20 protein-coding genes and 1 pseudogene are annotated in these 23145 nt (G+C 70.9%); 12 read left to right on the top strand and 9 right to left on the bottom strand.

What is annotated here, in order from left to right; translation table 11 throughout:
• Nucleotides 1–96: 96 nt before the first annotated feature.
• Nucleotides 97–261: pseudogene (locus JYK04_RS06815) on the top strand (pirin family protein); the annotation flags it as partial.
• A 421-nt stretch (nucleotides 262–682) separates the two neighbouring features.
• Here the strand turns inward: JYK04_RS06815 and JYK04_RS06810 are convergent.
• Both JYK04_RS06810 and JYK04_RS06805 read right to left on the bottom strand, forming a co-directional pair.
• Entirely contained in the window at nucleotides 683–1312 is a 630-nt protein-coding gene (locus tag JYK04_RS06810; RefSeq protein ID WP_189733935.1) for a hypothetical protein, read from the bottom strand.
• Nucleotides 1313–1468: 156 nt separating this feature from the next.
• Complete coding sequence (locus JYK04_RS06805) at nucleotides 1469–2065, bottom strand: hypothetical protein (RefSeq protein ID WP_189733932.1); 597 nt, start codon at nucleotides 2063–2065, stop codon at nucleotides 1469–1471.
• Between the two features lie 574 nt (nucleotides 2066–2639).
• Here JYK04_RS06805 and JYK04_RS06800 point away from each other — a divergent pair.
• Together JYK04_RS06800 and JYK04_RS06795 are read left to right on the top strand one after the other, a co-directional pair.
• Nucleotides 2640–3542, top strand: coding sequence for a helix-turn-helix domain-containing protein (locus JYK04_RS06800; protein WP_189733929.1), 903 nt, complete (start codon nucleotides 2640–2642; stop codon nucleotides 3540–3542).
• 162 nt (nucleotides 3543–3704) lie between these two features.
• Nucleotides 3705–4682: a hypothetical protein gene (locus JYK04_RS06795; protein ID WP_189733927.1), complete on the top strand. Its 978-nt coding sequence runs from the start codon at nucleotides 3705–3707 to the stop codon at nucleotides 4680–4682.
• Between the two features lie 145 nt (nucleotides 4683–4827).
• Here the strand turns inward: JYK04_RS06795 and JYK04_RS06790 are convergent, their stop codons facing one another.
• On the bottom strand, nucleotides 4828–5343 hold the full coding sequence (locus JYK04_RS06790; protein ID WP_189733924.1) for a winged helix-turn-helix transcriptional regulator: 516 nt from the start codon (nucleotides 5341–5343) through the stop codon (nucleotides 4828–4830).
• A gap of 100 nt (nucleotides 5344–5443) precedes the next feature.
• Between JYK04_RS06790 and JYK04_RS06785 the strand changes: the two genes are divergently transcribed.
• From JYK04_RS06785 to JYK04_RS06775, 3 genes are all read left to right on the top strand, one after another.
• A complete protein-coding gene (locus tag JYK04_RS06785) occupies nucleotides 5444–6229 on the top strand; it encodes an SDR family oxidoreductase (RefSeq protein WP_189733922.1) in 786 nt (261 codons plus the stop codon).
• A 25-nt stretch (nucleotides 6230–6254) separates the two neighbouring features.
• Complete coding sequence (locus tag JYK04_RS06780) at nucleotides 6255–6614, top strand: nuclear transport factor 2-like protein (protein WP_189733919.1); 360 nt, start codon at nucleotides 6255–6257, stop codon at nucleotides 6612–6614.
• 463 nt (nucleotides 6615–7077) lie between these two features.
• A complete protein-coding gene (locus JYK04_RS06775; RefSeq protein ID WP_189733916.1) occupies nucleotides 7078–7554 on the top strand; it encodes a cupin domain-containing protein in 477 nt (158 codons plus the stop codon).
• Nucleotides 7555–7965: 411 nt separating this feature from the next.
• Here the strand turns inward: JYK04_RS06775 and aspA are convergent, their stop codons facing one another.
• The 5 genes from aspA to JYK04_RS06750 all read right to left on the bottom strand — a co-directional run bounded on the left by aspA (nucleotide 7966) and on the right by JYK04_RS06750 (nucleotide 13545).
• The gene (aspA, locus tag JYK04_RS06770; RefSeq protein ID WP_189734722.1) at nucleotides 7966–9375 is read right to left on the bottom strand and encodes an aspartate ammonia-lyase; all 1410 of its coding nucleotides are present in this window, start codon (nucleotides 9373–9375) and stop codon (nucleotides 7966–7968) included.
• A gap of 71 nt (nucleotides 9376–9446) precedes the next feature.
• Nucleotides 9447–10469 carry an asparaginase gene (locus tag JYK04_RS06765; protein WP_189733913.1) on the bottom strand — a complete coding sequence of 341 codons (1023 nt, stop codon included), beginning with the start codon at nucleotides 10467–10469 and terminating at the stop codon, nucleotides 9447–9449.
• An 85-nt stretch (nucleotides 10470–10554) separates the two neighbouring features.
• Nucleotides 10555–11994, bottom strand: coding sequence for an amino acid permease (locus JYK04_RS06760; RefSeq protein WP_189733911.1), 1440 nt, complete (start codon nucleotides 11992–11994; stop codon nucleotides 10555–10557).
• The gene (locus JYK04_RS06755) at nucleotides 11991–12722 is read right to left on the bottom strand and encodes a FadR/GntR family transcriptional regulator (protein ID WP_073796630.1); all 732 of its coding nucleotides are present in this window, start codon (nucleotides 12720–12722) and stop codon (nucleotides 11991–11993) included. Before JYK04_RS06755 ends, JYK04_RS06760 begins: the two co-directional genes overlap by 4 nt.
• 31 nt (nucleotides 12723–12753) lie before the next feature.
• Nucleotides 12754–13545, bottom strand: a complete 792-nt coding sequence (locus tag JYK04_RS06750) for a gamma-glutamyl-gamma-aminobutyrate hydrolase family protein (protein ID WP_189733908.1) — start codon at nucleotides 13543–13545, stop codon at nucleotides 12754–12756.
• 248 nt (nucleotides 13546–13793) lie between these two features.
• On the opposite strand from JYK04_RS06750, the gene JYK04_RS06745 reads away from it, so the two are divergent.
• Both JYK04_RS06745 and JYK04_RS06740 read left to right on the top strand, forming a co-directional pair.
• A complete protein-coding gene (locus JYK04_RS06745) occupies nucleotides 13794–14702 on the top strand; it encodes a LysR family transcriptional regulator (RefSeq protein ID WP_031156599.1) in 909 nt (302 codons plus the stop codon).
• A gap of 214 nt (nucleotides 14703–14916) precedes the next feature.
• Nucleotides 14917–16182, top strand: a complete 1266-nt coding sequence (locus JYK04_RS06740) for a hypothetical protein (RefSeq protein WP_189733907.1) — start codon at nucleotides 14917–14919, stop codon at nucleotides 16180–16182.
• A gap of 860 nt (nucleotides 16183–17042) precedes the next feature.
• On the opposite strand, the gene JYK04_RS06735 is transcribed toward JYK04_RS06740, so the two are convergent.
• Entirely contained in the window at nucleotides 17043–17699 is a 657-nt protein-coding gene (locus JYK04_RS06735; RefSeq protein WP_189733905.1) for an HSP18 transcriptional regulator, read from the bottom strand.
• Between the two features lie 128 nt (nucleotides 17700–17827).
• Here JYK04_RS06735 and JYK04_RS06730 point away from each other — a divergent pair, with 128 nt between their 5' ends.
• From JYK04_RS06730 to JYK04_RS06715, 4 genes are all read left to right on the top strand, one after another.
• Entirely contained in the window at nucleotides 17828–18262 is a 435-nt protein-coding gene (locus JYK04_RS06730; protein WP_189733902.1) for an Hsp20/alpha crystallin family protein, read from the top strand.
• Nucleotides 18263–18367: 105 nt separating this feature from the next.
• Nucleotides 18368–18763 carry a DUF2267 domain-containing protein gene (locus JYK04_RS06725; protein ID WP_073796624.1) on the top strand — a complete coding sequence of 132 codons (396 nt, stop codon included), beginning with the start codon at nucleotides 18368–18370 and terminating at the stop codon, nucleotides 18761–18763.
• Nucleotides 18764–18821: 58 nt separating this feature from the next.
• Entirely contained in the window at nucleotides 18822–19265 is a 444-nt protein-coding gene (locus tag JYK04_RS06720; RefSeq protein ID WP_073796623.1) for a DUF2267 domain-containing protein, read from the top strand.
• 356 nt (nucleotides 19266–19621) lie between these two features.
• On the top strand, nucleotides 19622–23020 hold the full coding sequence (locus JYK04_RS06715; RefSeq protein ID WP_189733899.1) for an ATP-binding protein: 3399 nt from the start codon (nucleotides 19622–19624) through the stop codon (nucleotides 23018–23020).
• The last annotated feature ends 125 nt before the right edge of the window (nucleotides 23021–23145 follow it).

Here is a 23145-nt window from a genome sequence, read left to right as displayed (position 1 = left end):
GTTCACGAGGCCGCACTTGCACGATCATCACCCGAATGGGTGATCTGGGTTGTGCGAGCTTCCCTGTCGACGAACTGGAGCCGCCTCGCCATCAGAATGTTCTGGAACTGGATCGGACGGTCACACGATGATATCGCGCAGGCCCGAGAAGACTGGATGAGCGGGTCGCGATTCGGTGAGGTGAAGGGCTACGACGGCCCTCCGATTCCGGCCCCAGAGCTTCCCCCAACCCACCTGAAGGCGCGAGGAAGGGTGCGTTGACCTGCTGGTTTGTGCGCGCGAGGGCTGGGTGTGGTAATCGCGCCCGGCCCTCCGGTTTTGGTTTCGCAGGGGAGGCTGTCGAATGCGGGGCGAGAGCCTTCGGCGCCGACGGTCGAGTCTCATGTGTCGCAGGCTGTAACCAGGTTTGGTCGGACGAATGCTGACCTTTTGCTGACTTTACTGACGAGTAGTTAGATCTGGTTGCCGGTTACGCGCCGCCTCTTGGTAGTCAAGGGCGATGGTGGTCGCCGCCGGGCCGTCGCCTCCCACCACCCTGGCGGCGAACCCGGCCGGGGTCTGCGATCCATGGATGAGGGGGGCGGGTTAGTGCGCGGCGGGTGTTGTGCACAAGTGACAAGACATTGCTCGGCCGGTCCTCTTCGCCGGGCGGAGCTGGAAACGTCGTGTGAGAGCGGGAAGCCTACGGCTCCGATGTGACGGGGCGTTCCAGTGGAGTGCCCTCTTTGAGGAATCGGGTGACCGCGTCCATGCGGTCGGAGAACCCGACTGGTGTGTGGTCCGCCAAGAGGTCGAGGTGGTCGGCGGGCCAGGCTTGGGGGTTGCCCTTCAGCAGCACGAGGCGCTGGTCGAAGGCGTAGTCCGCGCGCTCGATGCGCTGCACGAGCGACAGAGCATGCTCCAGGCCCTGCTCAGAGCCGCCGACGGCCTGCACCAGGACTGTTCGCTTGGGCAGGTTGATGCGCGCGGTGGGGCGTACCTTGGCGCCGCGGGGGAGCTCCACGGTGGGGCGCCGGTCGTAGGCGATGCGGGCATCGTCGAGGTACGCGTAGAACTGACGCACGAGCTTGCTGTCCCGGTCAGGGGCTGCGAGCCATCGCAGGCCGTCGGTGGTCAGCATCGCACTACTGATGTCCGATACGAGCGTCGCCGCCTGTTGCAGGGGCCGGCGGCCAACGATTCGTCCGTCCACTTCGCTGAGGCGGAATGCGCTGAGTGTCTCGGTCCAGGCGGTCGCTGCTCGGGTTGGGCCCCAGACGTCGACTCCGGCATCGGCCAAGCGAGAAACCGTGGTGCCGCCGTCGCTGGCCAAGGCGTCGTCTCCGGACACTCGGAGAAGGACGGTCAGGCCGTCTCCGTCAGCGAAGTACGAGCGTCCTGTGAGTGCGACGGATCCCGGGCGGCTTGCCGGTGCGATGTGCCAGCAGCGCAAGTCCTCGGTGAGGCGCGGATCGAGGGGGGGAGGCGCTCATGGGTATTCCTCGAATCCCTCTAGCGTCGGGGCCGGCATCGGCGGCGTGGGCGGAAACCAAACGTAGCCTGCGGAGATGTCCATCTTGCATTCCAGGACGAAGTCCCTGACGACGCGGTCGTGCTCTTCATCCATAGAGGTGAGCGTCGCATTGGCGATCGGGTCCGGCGCGTGACGGATGTCGTCCGGGGCGTAGACGTCCCGGTTGCCTCGCTGTTCGCTCCACCTGTGTTTGTGCGTGCGATTGATGAAGTGCTCGCCCGTTTCACGGTCGAGGTGTGTCCCCCGAACATCGAGGCGCCGGAGGACCGTGCGGCTTCCGGGGTGGAGGAGTATCAGGCTGTACTCCCACGGCTTGTCGAGGCCTATTCGGAAGCGGAGGTCGAGGCGGCAGGAGAGATCGGAGCGGACAGGAGTGTTCGCCTCGACGTGGATAGGGGAGTACGCGCGACGCGGAGCATTCTTCTGTTTCCACCGGAACGGAAGGTGGAGAGCGCCTCCGACCTTGCCCCCGAGGATCTTGTCGGCCAGGGCATCGATCATCACGTCGTCAGGGTCCATGCACTCCCCCCTCAGCATCGAGACGACGAACATAGAACCAGCACCACGGGATTGATAGTGGAACGGATCAACGTCTTGCGTCTTCCTCAAGGTCTTCGGCCACACCCCGCGCGAGCCTCCACCGCTCCAGCAAGCCATCGACGGCCTGGGCTCGGTCGACGCGGAGGGCGGTTCCTCTGTGCGTCGGCGCTGGCAGCAACTTGCCGACCGGGTTCGGAAGTCTGCGCAGTCGCCGTGACAGCCGCCGACACCAGAGAGCCGCGCCGTATGGCTCAGCAGATTCTTCGTCTGCTGGTGGTACACGCGCCACACCCGTCCTGAGCAGGCAAAATGAAGCAATCTACCTTCGATGGCTCGGTACTGGCCCGCATCTGGCCCGGATCGTGGTCGTGGGGGAGCCCAGGCCCCGACCTGGGGCCCGACGCCCTCGCGTTGGGGCTCCAGCGCCCGATGGCGGACACGTCACTGACCAGGTCGTAGACCCGGGCGGCGCGGCATCGACCCAGCCGTGCCGGGTGAAGGTGAAATCCGATGTGTCCAGGACCCGCTGTTGCCTATCCACGCCAGGGTCAGGCTGTGCGGTCGGGCCCCGCCCATACTCGGATCCATGAAAGCAAAAGTGCGGCTCGGGGAGTTCCTGCAGACGCGGCGATCCCAGCTGCAGCCGGAGGATCTCGGGATACCCGACTACGGCGAGCGGCGCCGGGTGCAGGGTCTTCGACGCGAGGAGCTGGCGTCGCTGGCGGGTGTCAGCGTGTCCTACTACACCCGGCTGGAACAGGGGCAGTCCCTGAACGCCTCACCGCAGGTGCTGGACGCGATCGCACGGGCCCTGCGGCTGGAGGAAGCCGAGCGCCTGCACCTGCAGAACCTGGCCCGATCCTCGGCCACGGGCTCGGTACGAGGCCGCCGGCCCGCCCCGGAGCGGGTGACGGAGGCGACCGGCCAGCTGCTGGAGGCACTGGTCCACGTCCCGGCCATCGTGACCGGCCGCCGCAGTGACGTCCTGGCATGGAACCGGCTGGGCCATGCGCTGTTCGCCGGACACCTGGACCCGGGCACCCCGGACCGGCCGGCACAGCGGCCCAACATGGCCCGGCTGGTGTTCCTCGATGCGCACACCCGCGACCTGTACGCCGACTGGCCGGCGAAGGCCAGGGCCGTGGTGGGGAATCTGCGCCTGGTGGCGGGCCGGCACCCGGACGACACCGCGCTCCATGCGCTGGTGGGCGAACTGAGTGCGAAGAGCGCGGACTTCGCCTCGATGTGGGCCGACCACCGCGTCACGGCCTGCGCCGTCGCGACCTACGAGATGCGGCATCCGCTGGTCGGCCCGCTGACCGTCACCCAGCAGACCCTGAGCCCAGGCCAGGACCCGGATCAGGGGCAGAGCATCGTGGTCGCCACCACCGAGGCCGACTCGCCCGCGCGGACCACCCTGGCCCTCCTCGCCCAGGTCACCCCGCAGCACGACCCGGCGCGCCCGGGAGTCCGGGCCGGGTCCGGCTGACCCGGCCCACACCATCGGACGCCGCACAGACGTCCGCGAGTGCCCGTCCGTCCCTCCACTCGCCCCGGTACGAGCGGCCACCGGCCGCCCCTCCCTGAAGCCATCCCCAACCCCCGCGCGTCGGCGTACCGCTGCCGCATGCCCGAAAACAGTGAAGGAACCATGTTCAAGAACACGTACACGTGGTCCAAGACCGCCACGGCAGCAGCCGTCGTACTCACCGCGGCAGCGGTCCTCGCGGCCACCCCCGGCGTCGCGTCAGCCCTCTCCGCCCCGCTGAGCTGCGCACGCATCGCCGCGCACTTCGACCTGGCCCGGCACCAGACGCCGGAGAACATCGCGCTGGCTCCCGACGGCAGCGCGTACGTCACCTTCGCCGCCGCCCGCCAGGTCGCCCGCATCACCCCCGGGGGATCCACCCGGATCCTGGCCACCCTGCCCGCACCCGCCGACGGCGGCATCCACACCCCGGTCCTGGGCTTCGCCCTGACCACCGGCATCGTCCGTGCACACGACGGCACCCTGTACTTCCTGTACGCCACCGGCACCTCCGAACTGACCGGCCTGTGGCGCCTGCGCCCCGGCGGCACACCGCAGCGCATCGCCGCGCTGCCCGCGGCCGGCCTGCCCAACGGCCTGGCCCTGGACCCGCGGACCCGGACCCTCTACGTCACCGACTCCGTCCTCGGCACCATCTCCAGTGTCCCCACCACCGGCGGCACCCCCCGCACCTGGTCCGCCGCCCCCGAACTGGCCTCCACCGGATTCCTCGGCGCCAACGGGCTGAAGATCCGGGGCGGGGCGCTGTGGGTCACCAACCTCGACCGGGGCGTCGTCCTCCGCATACCCGTCCAGCGCGACGGTCGCGCCGGCCAGGTCCAGACCCGGGCCACCGGCCTGGCCGGGATCGACGACTTCGCCTTCACCGGCCACGGCGACCAGATCCTGGCCGCCCTCAACGGCCCCGGCGAGGTCGCCCTCGTCCAGCCCGACGGCACCCACTCCACCGTCCTGACCGCCGCCGACGGCCTGCAGAACCCCACCTCCATCGCCCTGCGCGGCGACACCGCCTACGTCCTGAGCGCCGCGTACGTCACGGCCAAGGACCCCAACCTCCTCCTGGCCCACCTGAACGGCTAGCCCCAATGTCGTGAGGGTCCATCAGGATTCATGGCACTCGCCACCCGCCGTTGCGGCCGGTGCGACGGTCCCCGCAGCCGACGCCACATCGGCCGAGGCGCTGATCGCGGTTCTTGGAAACGTTCGGTGCTTGGCCGCGGCATCGCTACGCCTCCGAGGGTGTGGCCGGCCGCGTCGCGTAGCGGTGGCGCATGGCGTCGCTGGCTGCGGGGCCTGCGGTGAAGACGTAGGTGTCGCTGTCGTCGAGCCGGCGGCCGGTCTTGGCGTCGACGACGACGGGCTCGACTTCCTCGCCGCTGTGCGCGTTGACGAGGATCATGCTGCGTTCGGCCGGTGTGAGGCGGGAGTTTCCCCACGCGGCCAGGGCGACGATCACCGGTCGCAGGGAGTGTCCGAGTTCGGTGAGGACGTACTCGTGGCGCACGGGGTTGGTCTGGTAGGGCCGGCGCTCCAGTAGTCCGTCCGCGACGAGGGTTTTGAGCCGGGTGGTGAGCATGCTGGAGGAGATGCCCAGGCTCTCCTGGAACTGGTCGAAGCGGGTGTAGCCGTCGAAGGCGTCGTGGAGGATCAGCAGCGTCCACCACTCGCCGACGTGTTCCACCGTCGTGGACAGCGGGCATTCCCGGTCCTCCAGCCTGATCCGGCTTGGCAAGGCGACCATCCCCTCAGTTACTGCTAAAGTCGAAGTTAGTGACTTCCATTTTAGCAGTAACAAGGGATGGGGCGCCCTCTGCGCCCCGCACCCGGGAACGGAGCACAGCGTGACCGCATCCATCAGCGAATCTCTCGAAGGCCGGCGCGCTCTGGTCACCGGAGGCACCAAGGGTACTGGAGCCGCCATTGCCCGGCGTCTGGCCCAGGCCGGCGCGACCGTACTGGTCACCGCCCGCAGCCGCCCCGACGACGTGGAGGAGAAGACGTTCGTCACCGCCGACCTGTCCACCGCCCAGGGCGCCGCAGACGTAGCCGCCGAGGTGGGGGCCCGCGTGGGAGGCGTCGACATCCTGGTCAACACCCTCGGCGGGTCCGAGGCACCGGCCGGCGGGTTCGCGGCGCTCGGAGAGGACGACTGGGCGAGGGAGCTGAACACGAACCTGCTGGCCGCCGTTCGTCTGGACCGCGCGCTCCTGCCGCACATGATCGCCACGGGCAAGGGCGCAGTCGTGCACGTCACCTCGATCCAGCGCCGCATGCCGCTGTGGAACGGAACTCTGGCCTACGCCGCAGCCAAGGCCGCCCTGACCACCTACAGCAAGGGCCTGGCGAACGAGGTCGCCCCGCACGGCGTCCGCGTCAACACCGTCTCGCCCGGCTTCGTGCAGACCTCCGCCGCCGACAACCTCATCGCCCGGATCGCACAGGAGGCAGACGTCACCCAGGAAGCCGCGCTGGGCCGGCTCATGGACTCCCTGGGCGGCATCCCTCTCGGCCGCCCCAACCGGCCCGAGGAGGTCGCCGAGCTCGTCGCCTTCCTCGTCTCCGACCGCGCCTCGGCCATCGTCGGCGCCGAACACGTCATCGACGGCGGCACCACCCCCACCGTCTGAACCCGCCACCACACCGAGGAACGTCATGCACGACAACCAGCCCCGAACCATCACCCCGGACACCCTGCCCGAGGTGATCACCCGCTACCTCACAGCGCACCGCGCCCACGACACCGCAACCGCAATCGCGGCGTTCACCCGCGAAGCCACGGTGATCGACGACGGCAACACCTACGAGGGCAACAAGGCGATCGAGGGGTGGCTCGGCCGATCCGCCACCGAATTCACCTACACCATCCACCTCGCGAACGCTCAGCAGACCGACGCGACCCACTACATCGCCACCCACCACCTCGAAGGCAACTTCCCCGGCGGCACCATCGATCTGCGCTACCAGTTCACACTCCGTGGCAACCTCATCGAACGCCTTGTCATCGAGCCCTGAGTCCGCTCACCTGTTGCCGCCTGCGCGACAAGCCCCGCTCACCCAGGGGCGCCCCTCCCAGCCGTGCCCAGTATCCGCCCGACCGCCGGGCCAGCCCGCGGTGCTGCCCGCCGGACTGGACGTAGCCGTAGACCTCATGACTGGTCTGGAGCCCGTTCACGACGGGCGGTTCGCTCGTGGAGGTCAGCCGCCTGGAGATACTCGATCGTCGCCTCGGTGTCCGACGTGATCTCGGCGAGCTCCCGGGCAGACGGTCTCACTTGGCTCTGACATCGAAGTCATCAACGTCGACAGGCTCCCGCTCCACTTCGACGCCGAGCTGCCGCGTGTGCCCGGGGCCCGTGACAGCCCGGCTCGAGTGGCACTGGCGTCGGGCCAAAACATCCCGGTCAGTCTGGAAGGGTTGGCCCGGCGCAAAACCTGTGCCGGAACGCGTACCACCTCCGTCGACCGGGAGAGAAGCATGACCATCAAGGACATCGGGCCCGAACCTCAGAGTTTCGACCTCGAGCAGGCGACGCTGGAGAACACCAACTACCGCTCGGTCGCCTGGTCCGGGAAGTACCTCCAGCTGACCCTCATGTCGATCCCGGTGGGCGAGGACATCGGCCTGGAGGCGCACCCGGAGACCGACCAGTTCCTCCGGCTCGACGCGGGTCGCGGCCGCGTTCAGATGGGCAGCACGAAGGACCGCCTCGACTTCGATCAGGAGGTCGAGGACGGCTGGGCGGTCTTCGTACCCGCCGGCACGTGGCACAACGTCACCAACACCGGGGACGAGCCCATCCAGCTCTACGCCGTCTACGCCCCGGTCCACCACGCCCCGGGCAAGATCCACGCAACCTTCGCCAACGCGGAAAGCGACGAAGAGTCGGGCAACGACGAACCCCCGACCTGGTCGGTCCAGCCCACCCACCACCCCGCGGACAAGCACGCCTGACCACCAGTGGGGACCCAGGAGAACAGACGAGCACCAAGTCGCTGACCTGGGCTCCGCTATGGAGCGGATGCCAGACCCGGATCGGCTTGCGGCACACGATCCGCTGACCGGGTCCGGTCGGTCCTCGCGGTATGCACCGCGCGTGGCGCCGGTTGCCGCGCAGTCCTCCCGTGACGACACCGCAAGCCCGGTCCCCCTCACCCAGAGGGAGCCGCCGATCGCCGGCGGGTGGCACGCGAGGCGCCATCGCGGCCTCAAGGCGCTGGCCGACGTCGGCGCGGCCCGGGAGGTGCTCGGCGGCGATCGTGGGCGTCGCCACCTCGGGCCGTATCCGCCCCGCACGACCACGTCCACCCGCCGCACCCCGCGCTCCGACCGGGCGGACCCAGTCCGGTCCCAGTCCGGTCCCGGTCAGGGACGGGCCGGGGCGGTTCCCGCGAGCACCTCGGGGCGCAGCAGGGAGGCGAGCCGCTCGGCCGGCAGCAGCCCCCGTTCCAGGACCAGCTCGGCCACGCCCCGGCCGGTGGCCAGGGCCTCCTTGGCGATGTCGGTGGCGGCGGTGTATCCGATGTGCGGGTTCAGGGCGGTCACCAGGCCGATGGAGTTCTCGACGGTGGCGCGCAGCATCTCGGTGTTGGCGGTGATGCCGCTCACGCAGCGTTCCGCGAGGGTGAGGCAGGCCGCGCGCAGGTGAGTGACGGACTTGGACAGCGAGTGCAGGATGACCGGCTCGAAGGCGTTGAGCTGGAGCTGTCCGGCTTCGGCGGCCATGGTGATGGTGATGTCGTTGCCGATGACCTCGAAGGCGACCTGGTTGACGACCTCGGGGATCACGGGGTTGACCTTGCCGGGCATGATGCTGGAACCGGCCTGGACCGGGGGCAGGTTGATCTCGCCGAGTCCGGCGCGGGGCCCGGAGGACAGCAGGCGCAGGTCGTTGCAGGTCTTGGACAGCTTGACGGCGACGCGCTTGAGGACGCCGGACATCTGGACGAAGGCGCCGCAGTCCTGGGTGGCTTCGACCAGGTCGGGAGCGGTGACCAGGGGCAGGCCGGTGATGTCGGCGAGGTGGCGGCGGGCGGCCTCGGCGTATCCGGCCGGGGCGTTGAGACCGGTGCCGATGGCGGTGGCGCCGAGGTTGATCTCGTGGATCAGTCCGAGGGCCTCCGCGAGCCGGCTGCGGTCCTCGTCCAGCATGACGGCGAAGGCGGAGAACTCCTGCCCGAGCGTCATCGGCACGGCGTCCTGGAGCTGGGTGCGGCCCATCTTCAGGACATCGTGGAACTCGGCGGCCTTGCGGGCGAAGGCGTTCTGCAGGACGGCCATGGCGTCGAGGAGACCGCGCACCGCGAAGACGGTCGCGATCCGCACGGCGGTCGGGTAGACGTCGTTGGTGGACTGGCCGAGGTTGACGTCCTCGTTGGGGTGCAGGTGTCCGTACTCGCCCCTGGAGTGGCCCAGCAGCTCCAGCGCGCGGTTGGCGATGACCTCGTTGGCGTTCATGTTGGTCGAGGTGCCGGCGCCGCCCTGGATCACGTCGACGACGAACTGGTCGTGGAGCTCGCCGCCGCGGATCTCCTGGCAGGCGGCGACGATGACGGCCGCCTTCGTGGGCTCCAGCAGGCCGAGTTCCCCGTTGGCGAGGGCCGCGGCCTCTTTGACGGCGGCGAGGGCGTCGATCAGGTGCGGGTAGGTGGAGATGGGCGTGCCGGTGATGGGGAAGTTCTCGGTGGCGCGCAGGGTGTGGACACCCCAGTAGGCGTCGGCGGGGACGTCGCGGTCTCCGAGCAGGTCGTGTTCGGTGCGGCTGGAGGCGGTCAAGGCGATCACGGGTGTACGGATCCTCTTCCTGAGGTGAGCGGATCGAAGGTGGGGAGAGGGGCAGGCGGGTGTCAGGCGGTTGCGGTGACGGGGGCGCCGGGCGGGTTCAGGGCCGCTACCGGCCGGATGCCGCCGACGGTCCGGCCGCCACCGGTGACGGGCTCGCCCGTGAACCCGGCGAGCAGCCGGGGCTCGACTCCCGCACGTGCGAGGGCGGCGGCCGTCACTGCCGTACGCGCGCGGTCGGCCCCGTCGGCGACCTTCACGGCGACGGCCCGGCCGTCGGGCAGCGCGGCCACCTGGACGCCCTCGAAGCCGTCCTTGGCCAGCAGCCCGGGCACCGCGCGCATCAGCGCGGCGGTGTCCCGCCCGGTACCGGAGGCCATCTCCGGGTGGAGGCGCAGGGCGTTGGCCACGCGGTGCTCGGCGGTGTCCGGGGCGGCGGTGGCGATGCGGGCGGCGGCGCGGGCCAAGCCGTGCAGGGACACCGCGAACAGCGGGGATCCGCAGCCGTCGACGGTGACGTTCGCGATGTGCTGGCCGGTGAGCTCCTCGACGACCTGGGCGATCGCCCTCTGGAGCGGGTGGTTCGCGTCGAGGTAGCTCTCCGGGGGCCACCCGGACAGCTTGCACAGGTACAGCATCGCCGCGTGCTTGCCGGAACAGTTCTGGGCGAGCCGGGACGGCCCGCGGCCCTCGCGCAGCCAGGCGTCGCGGACGGCCGGGCCGTAGGGCAGGTCGGGGACGTTGCGCAGGTCGGCCTCGGTGAGACCGGCCAGCTCCAGGACCAGCCGGACACCCGAGAGGTGGTGCTCCTCGCCGGAGTGACTGCCCATCGCGAGGGCGAGCAGGGCTCCGTCGAGCGGCAGGCCGGCCCGCACCATGGCGACGGCCTGGACCGGCTTGAGTGCCGAGCGTGGATAGCAGGCGGCCTCGATGTCTCCGATGCTGGTCCGGACCTCGCCCTCGCCGTCGAGGACGGCGACGGAACCGTAGTGGACCCCCTCGATCATGCCGCCCCGCATGACGTGGGCGACGGGGGCGTGCCGGGGCTCGCGGATCGCGGGCGCGTCCGCGGGGAAACTGCTGCGCATCACTGCCTCGTTCTGTGGTGGGTCGCTGCTGACAGGGGGTGGCGACCGGCACCCCCGGGCGCAGGCGGACGGGCGGGCGCCCGGCTCAGCCGTCGCTCCGGGCGGCGGCGCGCGCCACGCGGCCGCGGACCGCGTACCAGCCGGCGACCAGCGCCGCGGCGATCAGCGGTACGCACAGCACGGTGGTGCGCCCCGCGCCTCCGTCGGCGTACATGAGGACCAGGACGGAGGCGAGGAAGGCCAGCGTCACGAGTTCGGTCCAGGGGGAGCCGGGCAGGCGGTAGGAGGGGCGGGTGAGTTCACCGTTGCGGGTCTTCCGCCAGAAGAGGAGGTGGCAGACCATGATCACGCCCCAGGTGGCGAGGATGCCGATCGCGGCGAGGTTGAGGACGATCTCGAACGCGTCGGCGGGGACCACGAAGTTGAGCCCGACGCCCAGGACGCACATGCCGCTGGTGAGGAGGATGCCGCCGTAGGGGACCTGGGTGCGGCTGAGCCGTGCGGTGAACTGCGGGGCGGAGCCGTTGACGGCCATCGAGCGCAGGATGCGGCCGGTGGAGTAGAGGCCGGAGTTGAGCGAGGACATGGCCGCGGTGAGGACGACCAGGTTCATCACGTCGGCGGCCGCCGGGACGCCGATGTGGGAGAGCACGGTCACGAACGGGCTCTGGCCCGCGCTGTAGCTGCTCCAGGGCATCAGCATCGACAGCAGGACGACCGAGCCGACGTAGAAGAGGCCCACGCGCCACATGATCGAGTTGATCGCCTTCGGCATGATCTCCTCGGGCTTCTCGGTCTCGCCGGCCGTGACGCCGACCAGTTCGACGGAGGCGTAGGCGAAGACGACGCCCTGGATGATCAGCAGCATGGGGAGCAGGCCGTTGGGGAATATCCCGCCGTTGCCTGTGATCAGGGCGGGGCCGGGGACGGCGCCGTCGACGGGGTGCCGGGTCGCCAGGAGGAAGATCGCGATCCCCATGAAGACGACCAGGGCGCCGACCTTGACGATGGCGAACCAGAACTCCAGTTCGCCGAAGATCCGCACCGAGATGAGGTTCACGGTGAGGACCACGGCCAGGGCTATGAGGGCGATCACCCACTGGGGGACATCGGAGAACAGGTGCCAGTAGTGGGTGTACGTGGCGACGGCGGTGATGTCGGCGATGCCGGTGGTCGCCCAGTTGAGGAAGTACATCCAGCCCGCGGTGTACGCGCCCTTCTCCCCCATGAACTCACGGGCGTAGGAGACGAAGGCGCCGGAGGACGGCCGGTACAGGACCAGCTCGCCGAGAGCGCGCACGACGAGGAACGCGAAGATCCCGCAGACGGCGTAGGCGATGAACAGGGAGGGCCCGGCCTCGGCGAGGCGTCCGCCCGCGCCGAGGAAGAGCCCGGTACCGATCGCGCCGCCGATGGCGATCATGTTGACGTGGCGGGGTTTCAAGGACTTGCTGTAGCCGGTGTCACCGGCGTCGACGTGACGGGTCGTGGGGCGCTTCTCGTCTTTGAGGAACTGCTCGCTCACGCCTCGGGTCTGCCTTCTGTAGGGGCGGTCGTGCGCTGGGAGCGCACGATGTCGGTAAGGGTCGTCTCGACCCGGAGCAGGTGGTGGGACATGGCCTCCACCGCGTCGTGCTCGCTGCCGTCGGCCAGCGCCTCCAGGATCGCCCGGTGCTCGCAGTTGGACTGCTCGCGCCGGCCGCCCAGTTCGTTGAGGAAGGTCGACTGACGCGCCAGTGCGTCGCGGATCTCCTCGATGACGCGGCGGAAGACGGGGTTGCGGGAGGCCTCGGCCACGGCCAGGTGGAACACGGTGTCCATCGCCACCCACGCGGTGGTGTCGGTCTCCTGCTCCATCCGGTCCAGCAGATGGCCCAGGTGGTCCAGGTCCTCGGGGGTGCGGCGCAGCGCTGCGTACCCGGCGACCGGGATCTCGACGTGCCGGCGCACTTCCAGCAGGTCGCTGGCGGCGTAGTCGCCGAAGGTGGGCTCATCGACCGTGTTCGCCAGGACGAACGTGCCCTTGCCGCTCTTGGACACGGTCAACCCCATGGCCTGCAGGGCCCGGAGGGCCTCCCGCAGTACGGGTCGGCTGACCTCCAGGGTGCGGCACAACTCGGCTTCCGAGGGGAGCTTGTCGCCCACGGCGTACTCACCGCGCTCGATGGCGCTGCGCAGGTGGCCGAAGACCGCTTCCATGGCACTGACGCGCCGCGGAAGGGGGCCACCTGTCTGGCTGTCTGACAGGTTCACGGTGTGATCCTGGGGGGTCCGCCCCGGGGTGTCAAGGCACCTGTGCCGGGAAAGTCCGGCCCGGCGCGTTTCGCACCGTGCGCGTGTTCCGTCCGGCCGTCCGTGCAGGACCGGTACCTCCGGCGGAGCCCGCGGCAGCCACCAGGGCCCGCAAGACCGGCGCGTCGTCGCCCATCTCCGGGTGCCACTGGACGCCCACGGCGAAGCGGTGCCGGGTGCTCTCGATCGCCTCGACGGTGCCGTCCGCCGCACGGGCGGCGACGACCAGTCCCGCGCCGAGGCGGTCCACCGCCTGATGATGGTGCGTGGCAACGTGGTGCGTCCCCGGCAGCAGGGCGCCGACCCGTGTCCCGGGTACGGTGGTCACGGCGTGGGAGCAGAAGTGGCCCCGATGGGGGTTGTGGCCGTCGTGGCCCACCCGGTCGGGCAGGTGCTGGATCAGGGTGCCGCCCTCGTGTACGTTCATCAGCTGCATCCCCCGGCACACCCCGAGCACGGGTATGTCGCGGGCGAGGCCGGCGGTCAGCACGGCCCGCTCCCATGCGTCGCGCTCGCGCACCGGCGGCCCGGTACGCGGATGGGGCACGGCTCCGTACAGGGCGGGATCCAGATCCTCGCCTCCCGCCAGGAGGATCGCGTCCAGACGCTCGACGACGTCGGCCGCGGCCTCCGGCGCGTCCGGCGGCAGCAGTACGGCGCGGCCGCCGGCCGCCCGGACGCAGTCCGCGTAGGCCGCGGGCAGCACTGCGGCGGGCAGGTCCCACTCACCCCACTGGGCTTGGGCGAGGTAGGTGGTGAGTCCGATGAGCGGTGGCTGGGTCATACCACTTCCTTTCGGGGCATGAGGGGTGACCGTAGACAGCCGGAGTCGAGCCGGCCGCCACCGCCACGGCAGGCGGCGGTGGGTGGCGAGGCGGTGCGGACGGAGGCCACCGGGACGGCGGGGGAGGGGAGTTGGCGGTCCGGGAGCGCAGGCTTGCGTTTTCTTGGCCGCAAGCAAGAATCCTGCTGGCGTTCATCTCCATTCACAAGAAAACAGATCTTCGCGACAGATAAGTGAGCCTTAACTCCGTGCACGGACTCGACCCCCGCCTGCTCGCCACCCTCGAAGCCGTCGTGCGGCACGGCTCCTTCAGCGCCGCCGCACGCGAACTCGGTTACAGCGCGCCCGCCGTCTCCCAGCAGATCGCCGAACTCGAACGCCGCGCCGGCCTCAGGGTGCTGGAGCGGCGACCCGTTCGCGTCACACCGGCCGGCGAAGTCCTCCTCGGCGCGGAGCAGGGCGTCCGCAGCACGCTGGCGGCGGCGTCGGTCGAACTCGGCGCCATGCGCGCCGGGACGGCCGGACGGATCCGGCTCGGCGCCTTCGCCTCGGCCGCCACCGGCATCGTTCCGCAGGCGCTGGCCCGACTCCACGCGGCCTACCCCCACGTGCAGGTCAGCCTCAGCCAACTGGAGCCCGAAGCCGGCTACAACCGGCTCAAGCGGGGGGACATGGACCTGGCGCTCAGCTACGACTACGACTTCATCCCCGTCCCGCCGCCGCGGATGCTGCGCCGGACGCTGGTCGCACGGGATCCGGTGGTGGCCGTCGTCCCGGCGCGCCACCGCCTGGCCGACCGGGAGGTCATCGACCTGGCCAGCCTCGCCTCCGAGACGTGGATCGCCGCTCCGGAGGCCGCGCTGCGCCTGGAACTGCTCTCGCAGATGGCCAACACGCCCGGCTTCCAAGCCCGCCTGCAATACGAGGGGGACGACTTCAACACCGTGCTGGGGTTCGTGGCCGCGGGCCTGTGCGTGGCCGTCATGCCGCGACTCGCCCTGCCCCGCACCCACACCCAGGTGGTGGCCCGCCCCTTGGCCGAGCCGCAGCTGACGCGCTTCATCTACGCCGTCCGCATCGACACCCGGCACGCCCCGCGCGTCGTCCTGGACCTGGAGGAGATGCTCGCCGCCCAGGCGTTGGCCGCGCTCGCGTAAGGCGCACGGTGTCCCGGGGTCAAGCGGGTGAACGGATCGTGGGGGAACGCGAAAAGCGGCCAACTTGACGGCCGTCGCACGCGCGTAGACCTCACCGGCACGCCGTACTTCCCATCGTGTCCGACTACCGGACACTGTGGCTGAAAGTTAAACTATTGTGTGACAGGCGCACTACGTTTGCCGCGGTTGACGTTCCACCGAGAGGAAACCCCTCATGACCGCAGCCGACAGCGTGCCGGGAACGGCGCACGTCCTCACCGGCTACCGCCCCGAGGACGGCTTCATGGCCGCAGAGCTGGACCCGCCCCCGGCCGAGTACGTATGGCACGACGAGAACGCCGAACAGCAGGACCAGCGTTACGGCCCGGGAGTCGGCTACCAACAGTGGCTGGCGGTGGACGCTCGCGACGGCGCCGTCTGGTTCGGCGACACCGACTGGCGAGCCCCGCAGGAGTCCCCTGGCAGCCGGCTCCCCGGCATCCCCCGCAGGGCACTCGGAGACGGGAACGTCCCCGCCCCCGGCATCATGGTGCAGCTGCTCGGCCACCTGAGCCACGACGAACAGCGCGGCTGTACATGGCGCTTCTTCGACGCCGAGGAACTGCACGCGCTCGTGGTGCGCGTCCTGCCCGCCGTGCAGCGGCTCGTGGACTCGATCCACCGGATCGGGCCCGACGGCGAGCTCGAGTGGTCGGCCGAGGCGGCCACCGCATGGGACGACATCGAACAGGCCGCGACGCCCGCCTTCGACCCCTCCGGGGAACTCCTCTGGCCCAGACCGCGTACCACACCGGTCCCGGCCTGGCGCGTCGAGGTCGGCGCCTTCCTGGCCGCCAACCCCGGGCTGTGCGACCCCTCCTGGGACCTGGCCACGGACGCGGAACTCGACACCTACGCCGACTACAGCCCCCAGAACGGCTACGGCGGCGTACCGGGCCGGATCTGCCGCGACGCCGACCGGCAGATAGAGGACGGCTTCACCTTCTACGGCCACCGCGCCGCCCTGTACGCCCACCGGGCACGGGCCTGCGGCGACCGTACTCCGACAGACGCCCGCGTCTGGCTGGAGACGACGGAGGCCGGGCGGGACACCTGGGAGGCGGCCAAGCCCCTCGGAGCCACCCTCGCCGACGTCCCCGACTGCGTGCTGGTGTCCCTGGCCGAAACGTTTCAAAACGCCGCGCACGAACACGGGCTGGCCCTGACGGGCCTGACCGCCCATCTCCGGCGGCTGCGCGGCGCGGAACGCTCCGCCGTTGACCGGCAACTTGTCCACGAGGGCGAGGAAGTCGAACGCCTCGAAATCATGCTCAAGGACTTTCGAGCCGCACGTAACCGCACCGTGACGCGGATCCTGGCCTGGTCCGACGGACGCGGGGACGCGGAGATCGCCCGCCTGGCCTCCATACCCGATGCATACGTCAGTGACTGGAGGGCCCGCCTCACCGACGAACAGACCACCATGACCCCCGGACCGTGAAGCACGCGCGGCCACTGCCAGAGCGTCAGGCTCCGGCCTTGCGCTTGTTGTAGAGGTCGAAGCCGACGGCCGCCAGCAGGACCAGGCCCTTTTGGTCGCCTGGTGGTACAGCAGTCGACCCACGCTGACCTGGGAAAACGGCGCTGCGCAAGGCTCTTGGGTGTGAGCTGGTCCGGATTTTGGTCCAAGCGGTCGTCGGGCGGGGAGGGGGCGCCGAGTTCCAGCACAGCGTAGGCCACGCACCCGAGTGCGACGGCGAACGGATGCTGCCCGCCCCTCAGGGCCTGGCGCACATGCCCGGCGCGGTCCGGATGGCCTCGTGGAACGTCCGCCAGCGCCGGCTTCCCGCCCCCAGCTCGTCCCACGCCCGCCAGGGCCCCGACGGCCGAGGCCTGCGGGCAGCTGCCTCCCGGGCCCGTGCCGCCTGAGGCTGCTGTGGCTGCCCGGGTCGTGACCATGCCGGGACCCTTGTTGGGGCAGGGTGGCGACGTCGCCGCCCTGCCGCTGTCCGGCGGGGGTCGAAGACGACCGTGGCCGACTGCGCGACCGAGTTCACCTCGACGTCCAGCACCCTCGGCCGGCGGCCCGGCACGGCAGCGACGGTGTTCTGCTGAGTGGCCCGGACCATGCCCCGCACGTCCAAGACCACCGTGCTGCGCTCCTTGCCCCCGTCGCGCGGCTCGGGCCTCCGCGGGTGCCGCATGCCCGTCCACCTCCCCGATCCGACAGCGGGTCCACTCGGCCAGGGCGCCCACCAGGAGCCCGTGGCCGTCGCGACCGCCGCGCAAGGGCAGAGCAGGCGCCCGGAGAGCGGGCGGTGACTCACGTCCGGGCCGGGGCCGTGCCGTATCGATTGCGGATCACGGGCTGCGCTGGTCGTGGGTGTGCCGGCGAAGCTGGTCGGTGTGGCGGGTGAGGGCGTCGATGCGCTCGGCGAGCTCGGCGTCCTCGGGCCGCAGGTGGGGCCGGGTGTCGGCCAGGGGGCGCACGAGGCGGGCGGTGTCGTTGTGGGCGAGGGCCTGGTCCAGGTCGTCTATGGCGCCTTCGGCGCCGGCGGGCAGGCCGGCCAGGGCGGTGATCTGGCCGGCGAGGCGGCGCAGGTCGGCGGCGTTGTCGCGGGCCCAGGTGTCCACGCTGCGGTCGGCGGCCCGGGTGTCGCGGGTGGCCTGGACGCGTTCCTCGCTGGTGCTTCCGGCTTTGCCGGGGCGCCTTCGGAGGTAGCGGCGTTCTGCGGCCTGGCGGCTGGCGACTCCGAGGGGGCCGGCGAGGTCGGCCCAGCTGGCGCCCTGGCCGCGGGCGTTCTCGATCAGGCCGGTTTCCCAGCCGACGAGCTGCTCGCGGACCTCGCGGAGCATCAGCAGCGCCGCCAGGGCCGGGTGCGGGCCCGCGGCCGGTGCCGCTGCCGACGTGCTTGTGGAAGCTTGCTGCGCGTCCTTGACGGCCTGGTTGATGGTCTCCAGTGCCGCGGCGGCGGCCAGGAAGGTGACGGGTGCAGTCGGCTCTGCGGCCTCGGTCATGGCGGTCTCCGTGGTCTGTCATCCTCCAGATGACTGCTTGCTTGTCATCGTTTCGATGACATGTTACAACGGAAGCACGTTGAAGCGCATTGGCAGTTCCTGCCTGAACCAACTGGAGGTGTTTCGCGATGTTGATGCGCACCGACCCGTTCCGCGAGATGGACCGGATCGTCCAGCAGCTTTCGGGTACGTCGGGCACGTGGTCGAAGCCGTCCGTGATGCCGATGGACGCCTACCGCGACGGCGACGTGTACGTGATCGCCTTCGACCTGCCCGGTGTGAGCACCGAGGCGATCGACATCGACGTCGAGCGGAACATGCTGACCGTGAAGGCCGAGCGCCGGCCCGTGGAGAAGTCCGACGGCGTGCAGATGGAGCTCTCCGAGCGCCCTCTCGGTGTCTTCTCCCGTCAGATCATGCTGGCCGACACGCTCGACACCGAGCGCATCGAGGCCGACTACGACGCGGGTGTCCTGACCCTGCGGATCCCGATCGCCGAGCGCGCCAAGCCTCGGAAGATCGCCATCGGCGGCGAGGCGGGCCGCAAGCAGATCTCCGGCTGATCCGGCCGGTACCTGCGGCGGAGGACGGGGAACCCGATCCCCCTCCGGCACCCCGTCCTCCGCACCCCTTGGCCCCTTTCACCCCTCCCATGGAGGTGACGTGAGATGTCGATGCGCCGGGAAGCGTTCCTGGACCACGTCCAGGAACGCGGCGAGTACCGGACCCGGGAAGAAGCCGAACGCGCAGCCCGCGTCGTCCTCGCCCTGCTGGGCGCCCACCTGGTCGGCACCGTGCGGGCCGAGCTCGCCGCCCGGCTCCCCGAGACCTACGCCCTGATCCTCCTCAACCCCCTGCAGGCCGCGGAGCCGCTCTCCCCCGAACGCTTCGTCCGCGCGACCGCAGCCTGGATCGAAGGCGCCACCGAGACGACGGCCCTGTGGGACATCGGCGCAGTCCTCTCCACCGTGGCCGCCGCAGCCGGAGGCATCCTCATCCGGGACGTCCTGCTCCAGCTCCCGCCCGGCTACGACCTCCTCTTCGGCCACCCCCAGCCCACCTGACCGGCCGACACCACCGGCCGGACACCGAACCAGCGACGAGAAGGGCAACCGCAGCACCATGTACGACCAGCCTCGACCGCACCAGGCCCACCCCGCCATGACGTTCGACCAGATGCTGGAACGCGTGCGCTACGAAGGCGCCTACCCCACCCGCGAACGCGCAGAAGAAGCCGTCCGCACCGTCCTGGCCGCCCTCGGCCGCCAGCTCGTCGGAGACGAACGCCTCGACCTCGCCCAGGCCCTGCCCGTCGAAGCCGCCCTGGCCCTGACCGCCCAGATCCCCGCCACCGAACGGCTCACCGGCTGGAGCTTCATCAAGGACATGGCCGCCCGCGCCGGCACCAGCCCGGCCGTTGCCCGCTGGGACACCGGCGCCGTACTCGCCGTCGTCACCCGCCTCACCGGCCCCGACCTCCTCACCCGCGTCCTCCACCAACTCCCCACCGGCTACGCACTCCTCTTCGGCCAGGCCGAACTTCGCCAGCCACAGCCCGCAGTGTGATGCGGTGGTTGCAGGAAAGCCCAGGCCGGCACCCCGGGCCGGCTCTCAAGGCCGCAGGTGCCGCAAGGTGAACTCCGGCGTTGCGGGGCGGCGCCCGGCTCGGGTTCAGGCCGGGCGAGCGCGAGACGGGTCCGGGCCTTCATCAGCCCGCCCGCCTCCCACCACGTCCTCATTCGCGAGCACCGTACGACGGCTTCCGCAGCCGCCCTCGTGACCTGTCATGGAGCCACCACCCGGACCGTACGGTCCTGCCACTGATTGCGTCCGGCTGTTCCCTTCCTGGCATACGTCGGCGTGTTGGGTGCAGACGCGATCCGAGGCGCGGCCGTTGGTACATTTGGCCGATCATGATGGAGGTGGGAGTTCTCGGGCCGCTCGATGTCCGGGTCGGCGGGCGGCCGGTGACGGTCGGGCGCCGACATGCGCGGACCGTCCTGGGAATCCTCCTTTCGGCCCGGGGTCGAAATGTCCCGGTCGACCGGCTCGTCGACGTGCTCTGGACGCAGCGGACGCCTGCCAAGCCCACCACCTCTCTGCACTCCTACGTCTCCAACCTTCGCGGCATCCTGGAGCCGGACCGGCCCGCCCGTACCCCGTCCCGGATCCTTGTCAGCAGTCCGGAGGGGTACGCGCTGCGGCTTGACGACGACGCCGTGGACGCGTGGCGCTTCGAATCGGCGGTGCGCCGCGCCAGGGCGGTGTCCTGCGCCGAGGCCGGTCCGCTGTTGGACGAGGCGCTCGGCCTGTGGCGGGGAGACGCCTACGGGGAGTGGGGGCCCGGCTCGTGGGCGGACGGGGAGATCGCGCGGCTCGACGAACTGCTGCTCATGGCACATGAGCTGGCGATGGCGAGCAGCCTCGGGGCGGGTCGCCCGCACGAGGTGGTGCCGACCGCGGAGGCGCACGTACGCCGTCATCCCCTGCGCGAGGAGGGATGGCGCCTGCTGGCTCTGAGTCTGTGGGCGACCGGGCGTCAGGGCGACGCGCTCGCGGCGCTGCGGCGCGCGGCCGCCGTGTGCGCCGAGGAACTCGGGCTGGACCTGGGAGCGCGGCTGGTCGAGTTGGAGAGGGCGATCCTCCGCAGCGACCTGGATGTCCTGTCGGCCGCGGTTCCGGCCCCGGCCACCCCGAGCACGTCCATCGCGGTGGTCGAACGGCCATCCCCGAGAGCCGTACCCGTAGTTGGGGTCACCGGTGCGCCAGGCGTACCCGCCGCTGTCGGCAGCGGAGCGGCGCCCGCTTCGCCCGCGCCCTTCGTCGGGCGGCACCGCGAACTGGAGGTGCTGGAACAGGCAGCCGGGGCGGGCCTTGGGGGCGGAGCGGTCGCGCTGGTCGCGGGCGAAGGCGGTGCGGGGAAGACCGCCCTCCTGGCCCGTTTCGCCGATTCACTGCGGGCGCGGGGCTGGACGGTGGTGGCGGGCCGGTGTCCGGACGACGCGGGCGTCCCGGCGGCGTGGGCCTGGACGGAGGCACTGGGTGAACTGGCGCGCCTCCTTCCGCCGGAGCACGTGGGGCCGTTGTCCACGCTGATCGACCCTCTGGGCGCCACGGTCCCGCCGCACGGCGACGCTACGGCCGGCCGGTTCCGGCTGCACACCGCGTTCGCCCGATGGCTGGCTTCGGCAGCGGCGAGCTGCCCGCTCGCCGTGATCATCGACGATGTCCACGAGGCCGACGAGGAGACGCTGGCCCTGCTGGGCCGGGCCGCCGGCGTCCAGGGTGTCCCGTTGCTGGTCGTGGCCGCCTACCGGCAGGGGCATGCCGACAGTCGTCTCGCACCGACGATGGCCGCACTCGCCCGCCGTGATCCCTTCCGCGTCGTACTGACCGGACTCGACGTCACCGAAGTCCGTACGCTCGTGCGCTCGCTCTGCGGCCGGGAGGTGGACGCCGAGGTGGTAGCCGTCCTGGCGGAACGCACAGGCGGGAACCCCTTCTTCGTCGGTGAGAGCGCCCGGCTGCTGACCGCGGGCGGCGACGACGCGGCGCAGGCAGTCGCCCGCGTGCCCGACGGCATCCGCGACGTCGTACGCCAGCGGCTCGCCCGACTGCCCCAGGAAGCCGCCGATGTCGTACGGCTGGCCGCAGTCGCAGGCAGCGAAACCCATGTCGCGGTGCTGCGCGAAGCCTCCGGACTGTCACCGGCCGCGGTCGTCGGCACACTGGAGCTCTGCATCGCGGACGGACTGCTGACCGAACGGGCCCCCGGCCACGTCTCGTTCACACACCCGCTGCTGCGCGACACCGTCTACGGCGATCTCACCGGACTGCGCCGCGGCCTGTTGCACGGACGACTGGCCGACACCCTCGCCAGTCTGAGACCAGACGACCTGCCCGCCCTCGCCGTCCACTTCACCCGGTCGGGGGACCCGGCGAAGGCACGGCAGGCGGTGGCATTCGCGCTGCGTGCCGCCGAACTCGCCGAGCACCGCTACGCCCACGACGTGAGCGTCGACCTGCTCCAGCAGGCCCTGGAGGCCGCCGAACTGATACCGGCCGGCGCCGACGAACGGGCCGAGCGCGCGGTCGGCCTGCTCGGCGCCCTGCTGCGTGCCCACGTCCGGGCCGGGTCCGGTGACGCGGCCATCGTCACCCGTCACCGTGCCCTGGAGGTCGCCGAACGGGCCGGTCGTGAGGACCTCGCCGTCGCCGCGTTCACGGCGTGGACCGAACCCACGCCGTGGCTGACCCGGAGCCACCAGGGCGTGGACCTGCACGTGGTCGACACTCTGGACCGGCTGACCGTCAGGCCGGGCCTGGAACCCGCGGACCTCGCCCGGCTGCTGCAGGCGCGGGTGGACGAACTGCCCGAGGACACCGACGGAAGGGCCCGGGAAGCGGCCGAGCAGCAGCTCGGTCTCGCCCGCGGCGCAGGGGACCCGAACCTGCTCGCGGCCGCCCTCACCACGATGACGAAGCTGCTGCCGCACGAAACGCAGGCCGCTCGGTGCATCCCCGTGGTAGCCGAGTTGCGGGCACTGACCAAGAGGCACGACCTGCCCGCCCACCGGTGGGTGTGCGAGCAGGTGGACGCGATGATCTCTGCCATCGGCAACGATGCGGAAGCCGTCGAGCGCCACGCCCGCCTGGGCCTGGCCGTCGCACGCCGGTACCGCATGCCGGAGGCCGAGGCGGCCAGCCTCTCCACGCTGGCCATGCTCGCCCACGCCCGGGGCCACTTCGCGCAGGCGGAGGACCTGTACGGGCAGGTCCGGGAACGGCTGATCCGGCACAACGCCCCGCGCGCCGCCGACCTCCATGCCCGGGGCTTGATCACGATCCGGCTGAGCCAGGGCCGGGTCGCGGAGATCGAACCGCTGGCCCGTACGGTGGCCGCCGCCTGGGGCACGCGCGGCGGAGAGGCGCTGGCGCTGGTCCTCGCTCTCCAGGGCAGGTTCGAGGAGGCGCGCGCGGTCCGCTTCGATCCGGATCCCGTGAAGGACCACTTCTACGGGGTACGCCTCGGAGCCCGCGCCCGACTGGCTTGTCTGCTCGGCGACACCGAGGCGGCAGCCGCGCTCGTCCCCCTGCTGCATGCCGTGCGGAACCAGCTCGGTTCGGCCGCCACCACCGCCTTCTGCACCCGCCCCCTGGCCCTCGCGCTGGGCGAGCTGCATGCTCTGCTCGGTGACGTGGCCGCCGCGCGATCGGCCTTCCGGGAAGGCGGCGAAGTGGCCGCGATGTGGGGGTCGGAGTACGGCGAAGCGGCTGCCGCGGAAGGCATCAGGTCCCTGGCGCGGGCTCACGCAGTCTGACCGGACCAGGCGCTTGGCAATCCCGGGGCAGGGCGGCCGGGGCTGATGCCAAGCGGATGCCCAGCCGATGCCAATGCCCGAGTGCCAGCATGGTGATCAACACGGAGTCGGCTGTGCCGGGTACC

It is taken from the genome of Streptomyces nojiriensis, from assembly GCF_017639205.1.
Lineage (GTDB): Bacteria > Actinomycetota > Actinomycetes > Streptomycetales > Streptomycetaceae > Streptomyces > Streptomyces nojiriensis.
The sequence above is the reverse complement of the archived record's forward strand: the minus strand, read 5'-3'. Positions and strand labels throughout refer to the sequence as shown.

Coding starts and splice junctions, on each gene's coding strand:
- JYK04_RS06805 (WP_189733932.1), bottom strand. CDS start 2,065: ATGTTCGTCGTCTCGATGCTGAGGGGGGAGTGCATGGACCCTGACGAC.
- JYK04_RS06800 (WP_189733929.1), top strand. CDS start 2,640: ATGAAAGCAAAAGTGCGGCTCGGGGAGTTCCTGCAGACGCGGCGATCC.
- JYK04_RS06795 (WP_189733927.1), top strand. CDS start 3,705: ATGTTCAAGAACACGTACACGTGGTCCAAGACCGCCACGGCAGCAGCC.
- JYK04_RS06790 (WP_189733924.1), bottom strand. CDS start 5,343: ATGGTCGCCTTGCCAAGCCGGATCAGGCTGGAGGACCGGGAATGCCCG.
- JYK04_RS06780 (WP_189733919.1), top strand. CDS start 6,255: ATGCACGACAACCAGCCCCGAACCATCACCCCGGACACCCTGCCCGAG.
- JYK04_RS06775 (WP_189733916.1), top strand. CDS start 7,078: ATGACCATCAAGGACATCGGGCCCGAACCTCAGAGTTTCGACCTCGAG.
- JYK04_RS06765 (WP_189733913.1), bottom strand. CDS start 10,469: ATGCGCAGCAGTTTCCCCGCGGACGCGCCCGCGATCCGCGAGCCCCGG.
- JYK04_RS06750 (WP_189733908.1), bottom strand. CDS start 13,545: ATGACCCAGCCACCGCTCATCGGACTCACCACCTACCTCGCCCAAGCC.
- JYK04_RS06740 (WP_189733907.1), top strand. CDS start 14,917: ATGACCGCAGCCGACAGCGTGCCGGGAACGGCGCACGTCCTCACCGGC.
- JYK04_RS06735 (WP_189733905.1), bottom strand. CDS start 17,699: ATGACCGAGGCCGCAGAGCCGACTGCACCCGTCACCTTCCTGGCCGCC.
- JYK04_RS06730 (WP_189733902.1), top strand. CDS start 17,828: ATGTTGATGCGCACCGACCCGTTCCGCGAGATGGACCGGATCGTCCAG.
- JYK04_RS06725 (WP_073796624.1), top strand. CDS start 18,368: ATGTCGATGCGCCGGGAAGCGTTCCTGGACCACGTCCAGGAACGCGGC.
- JYK04_RS06720 (WP_073796623.1), top strand. CDS start 18,822: ATGTACGACCAGCCTCGACCGCACCAGGCCCACCCCGCCATGACGTTC.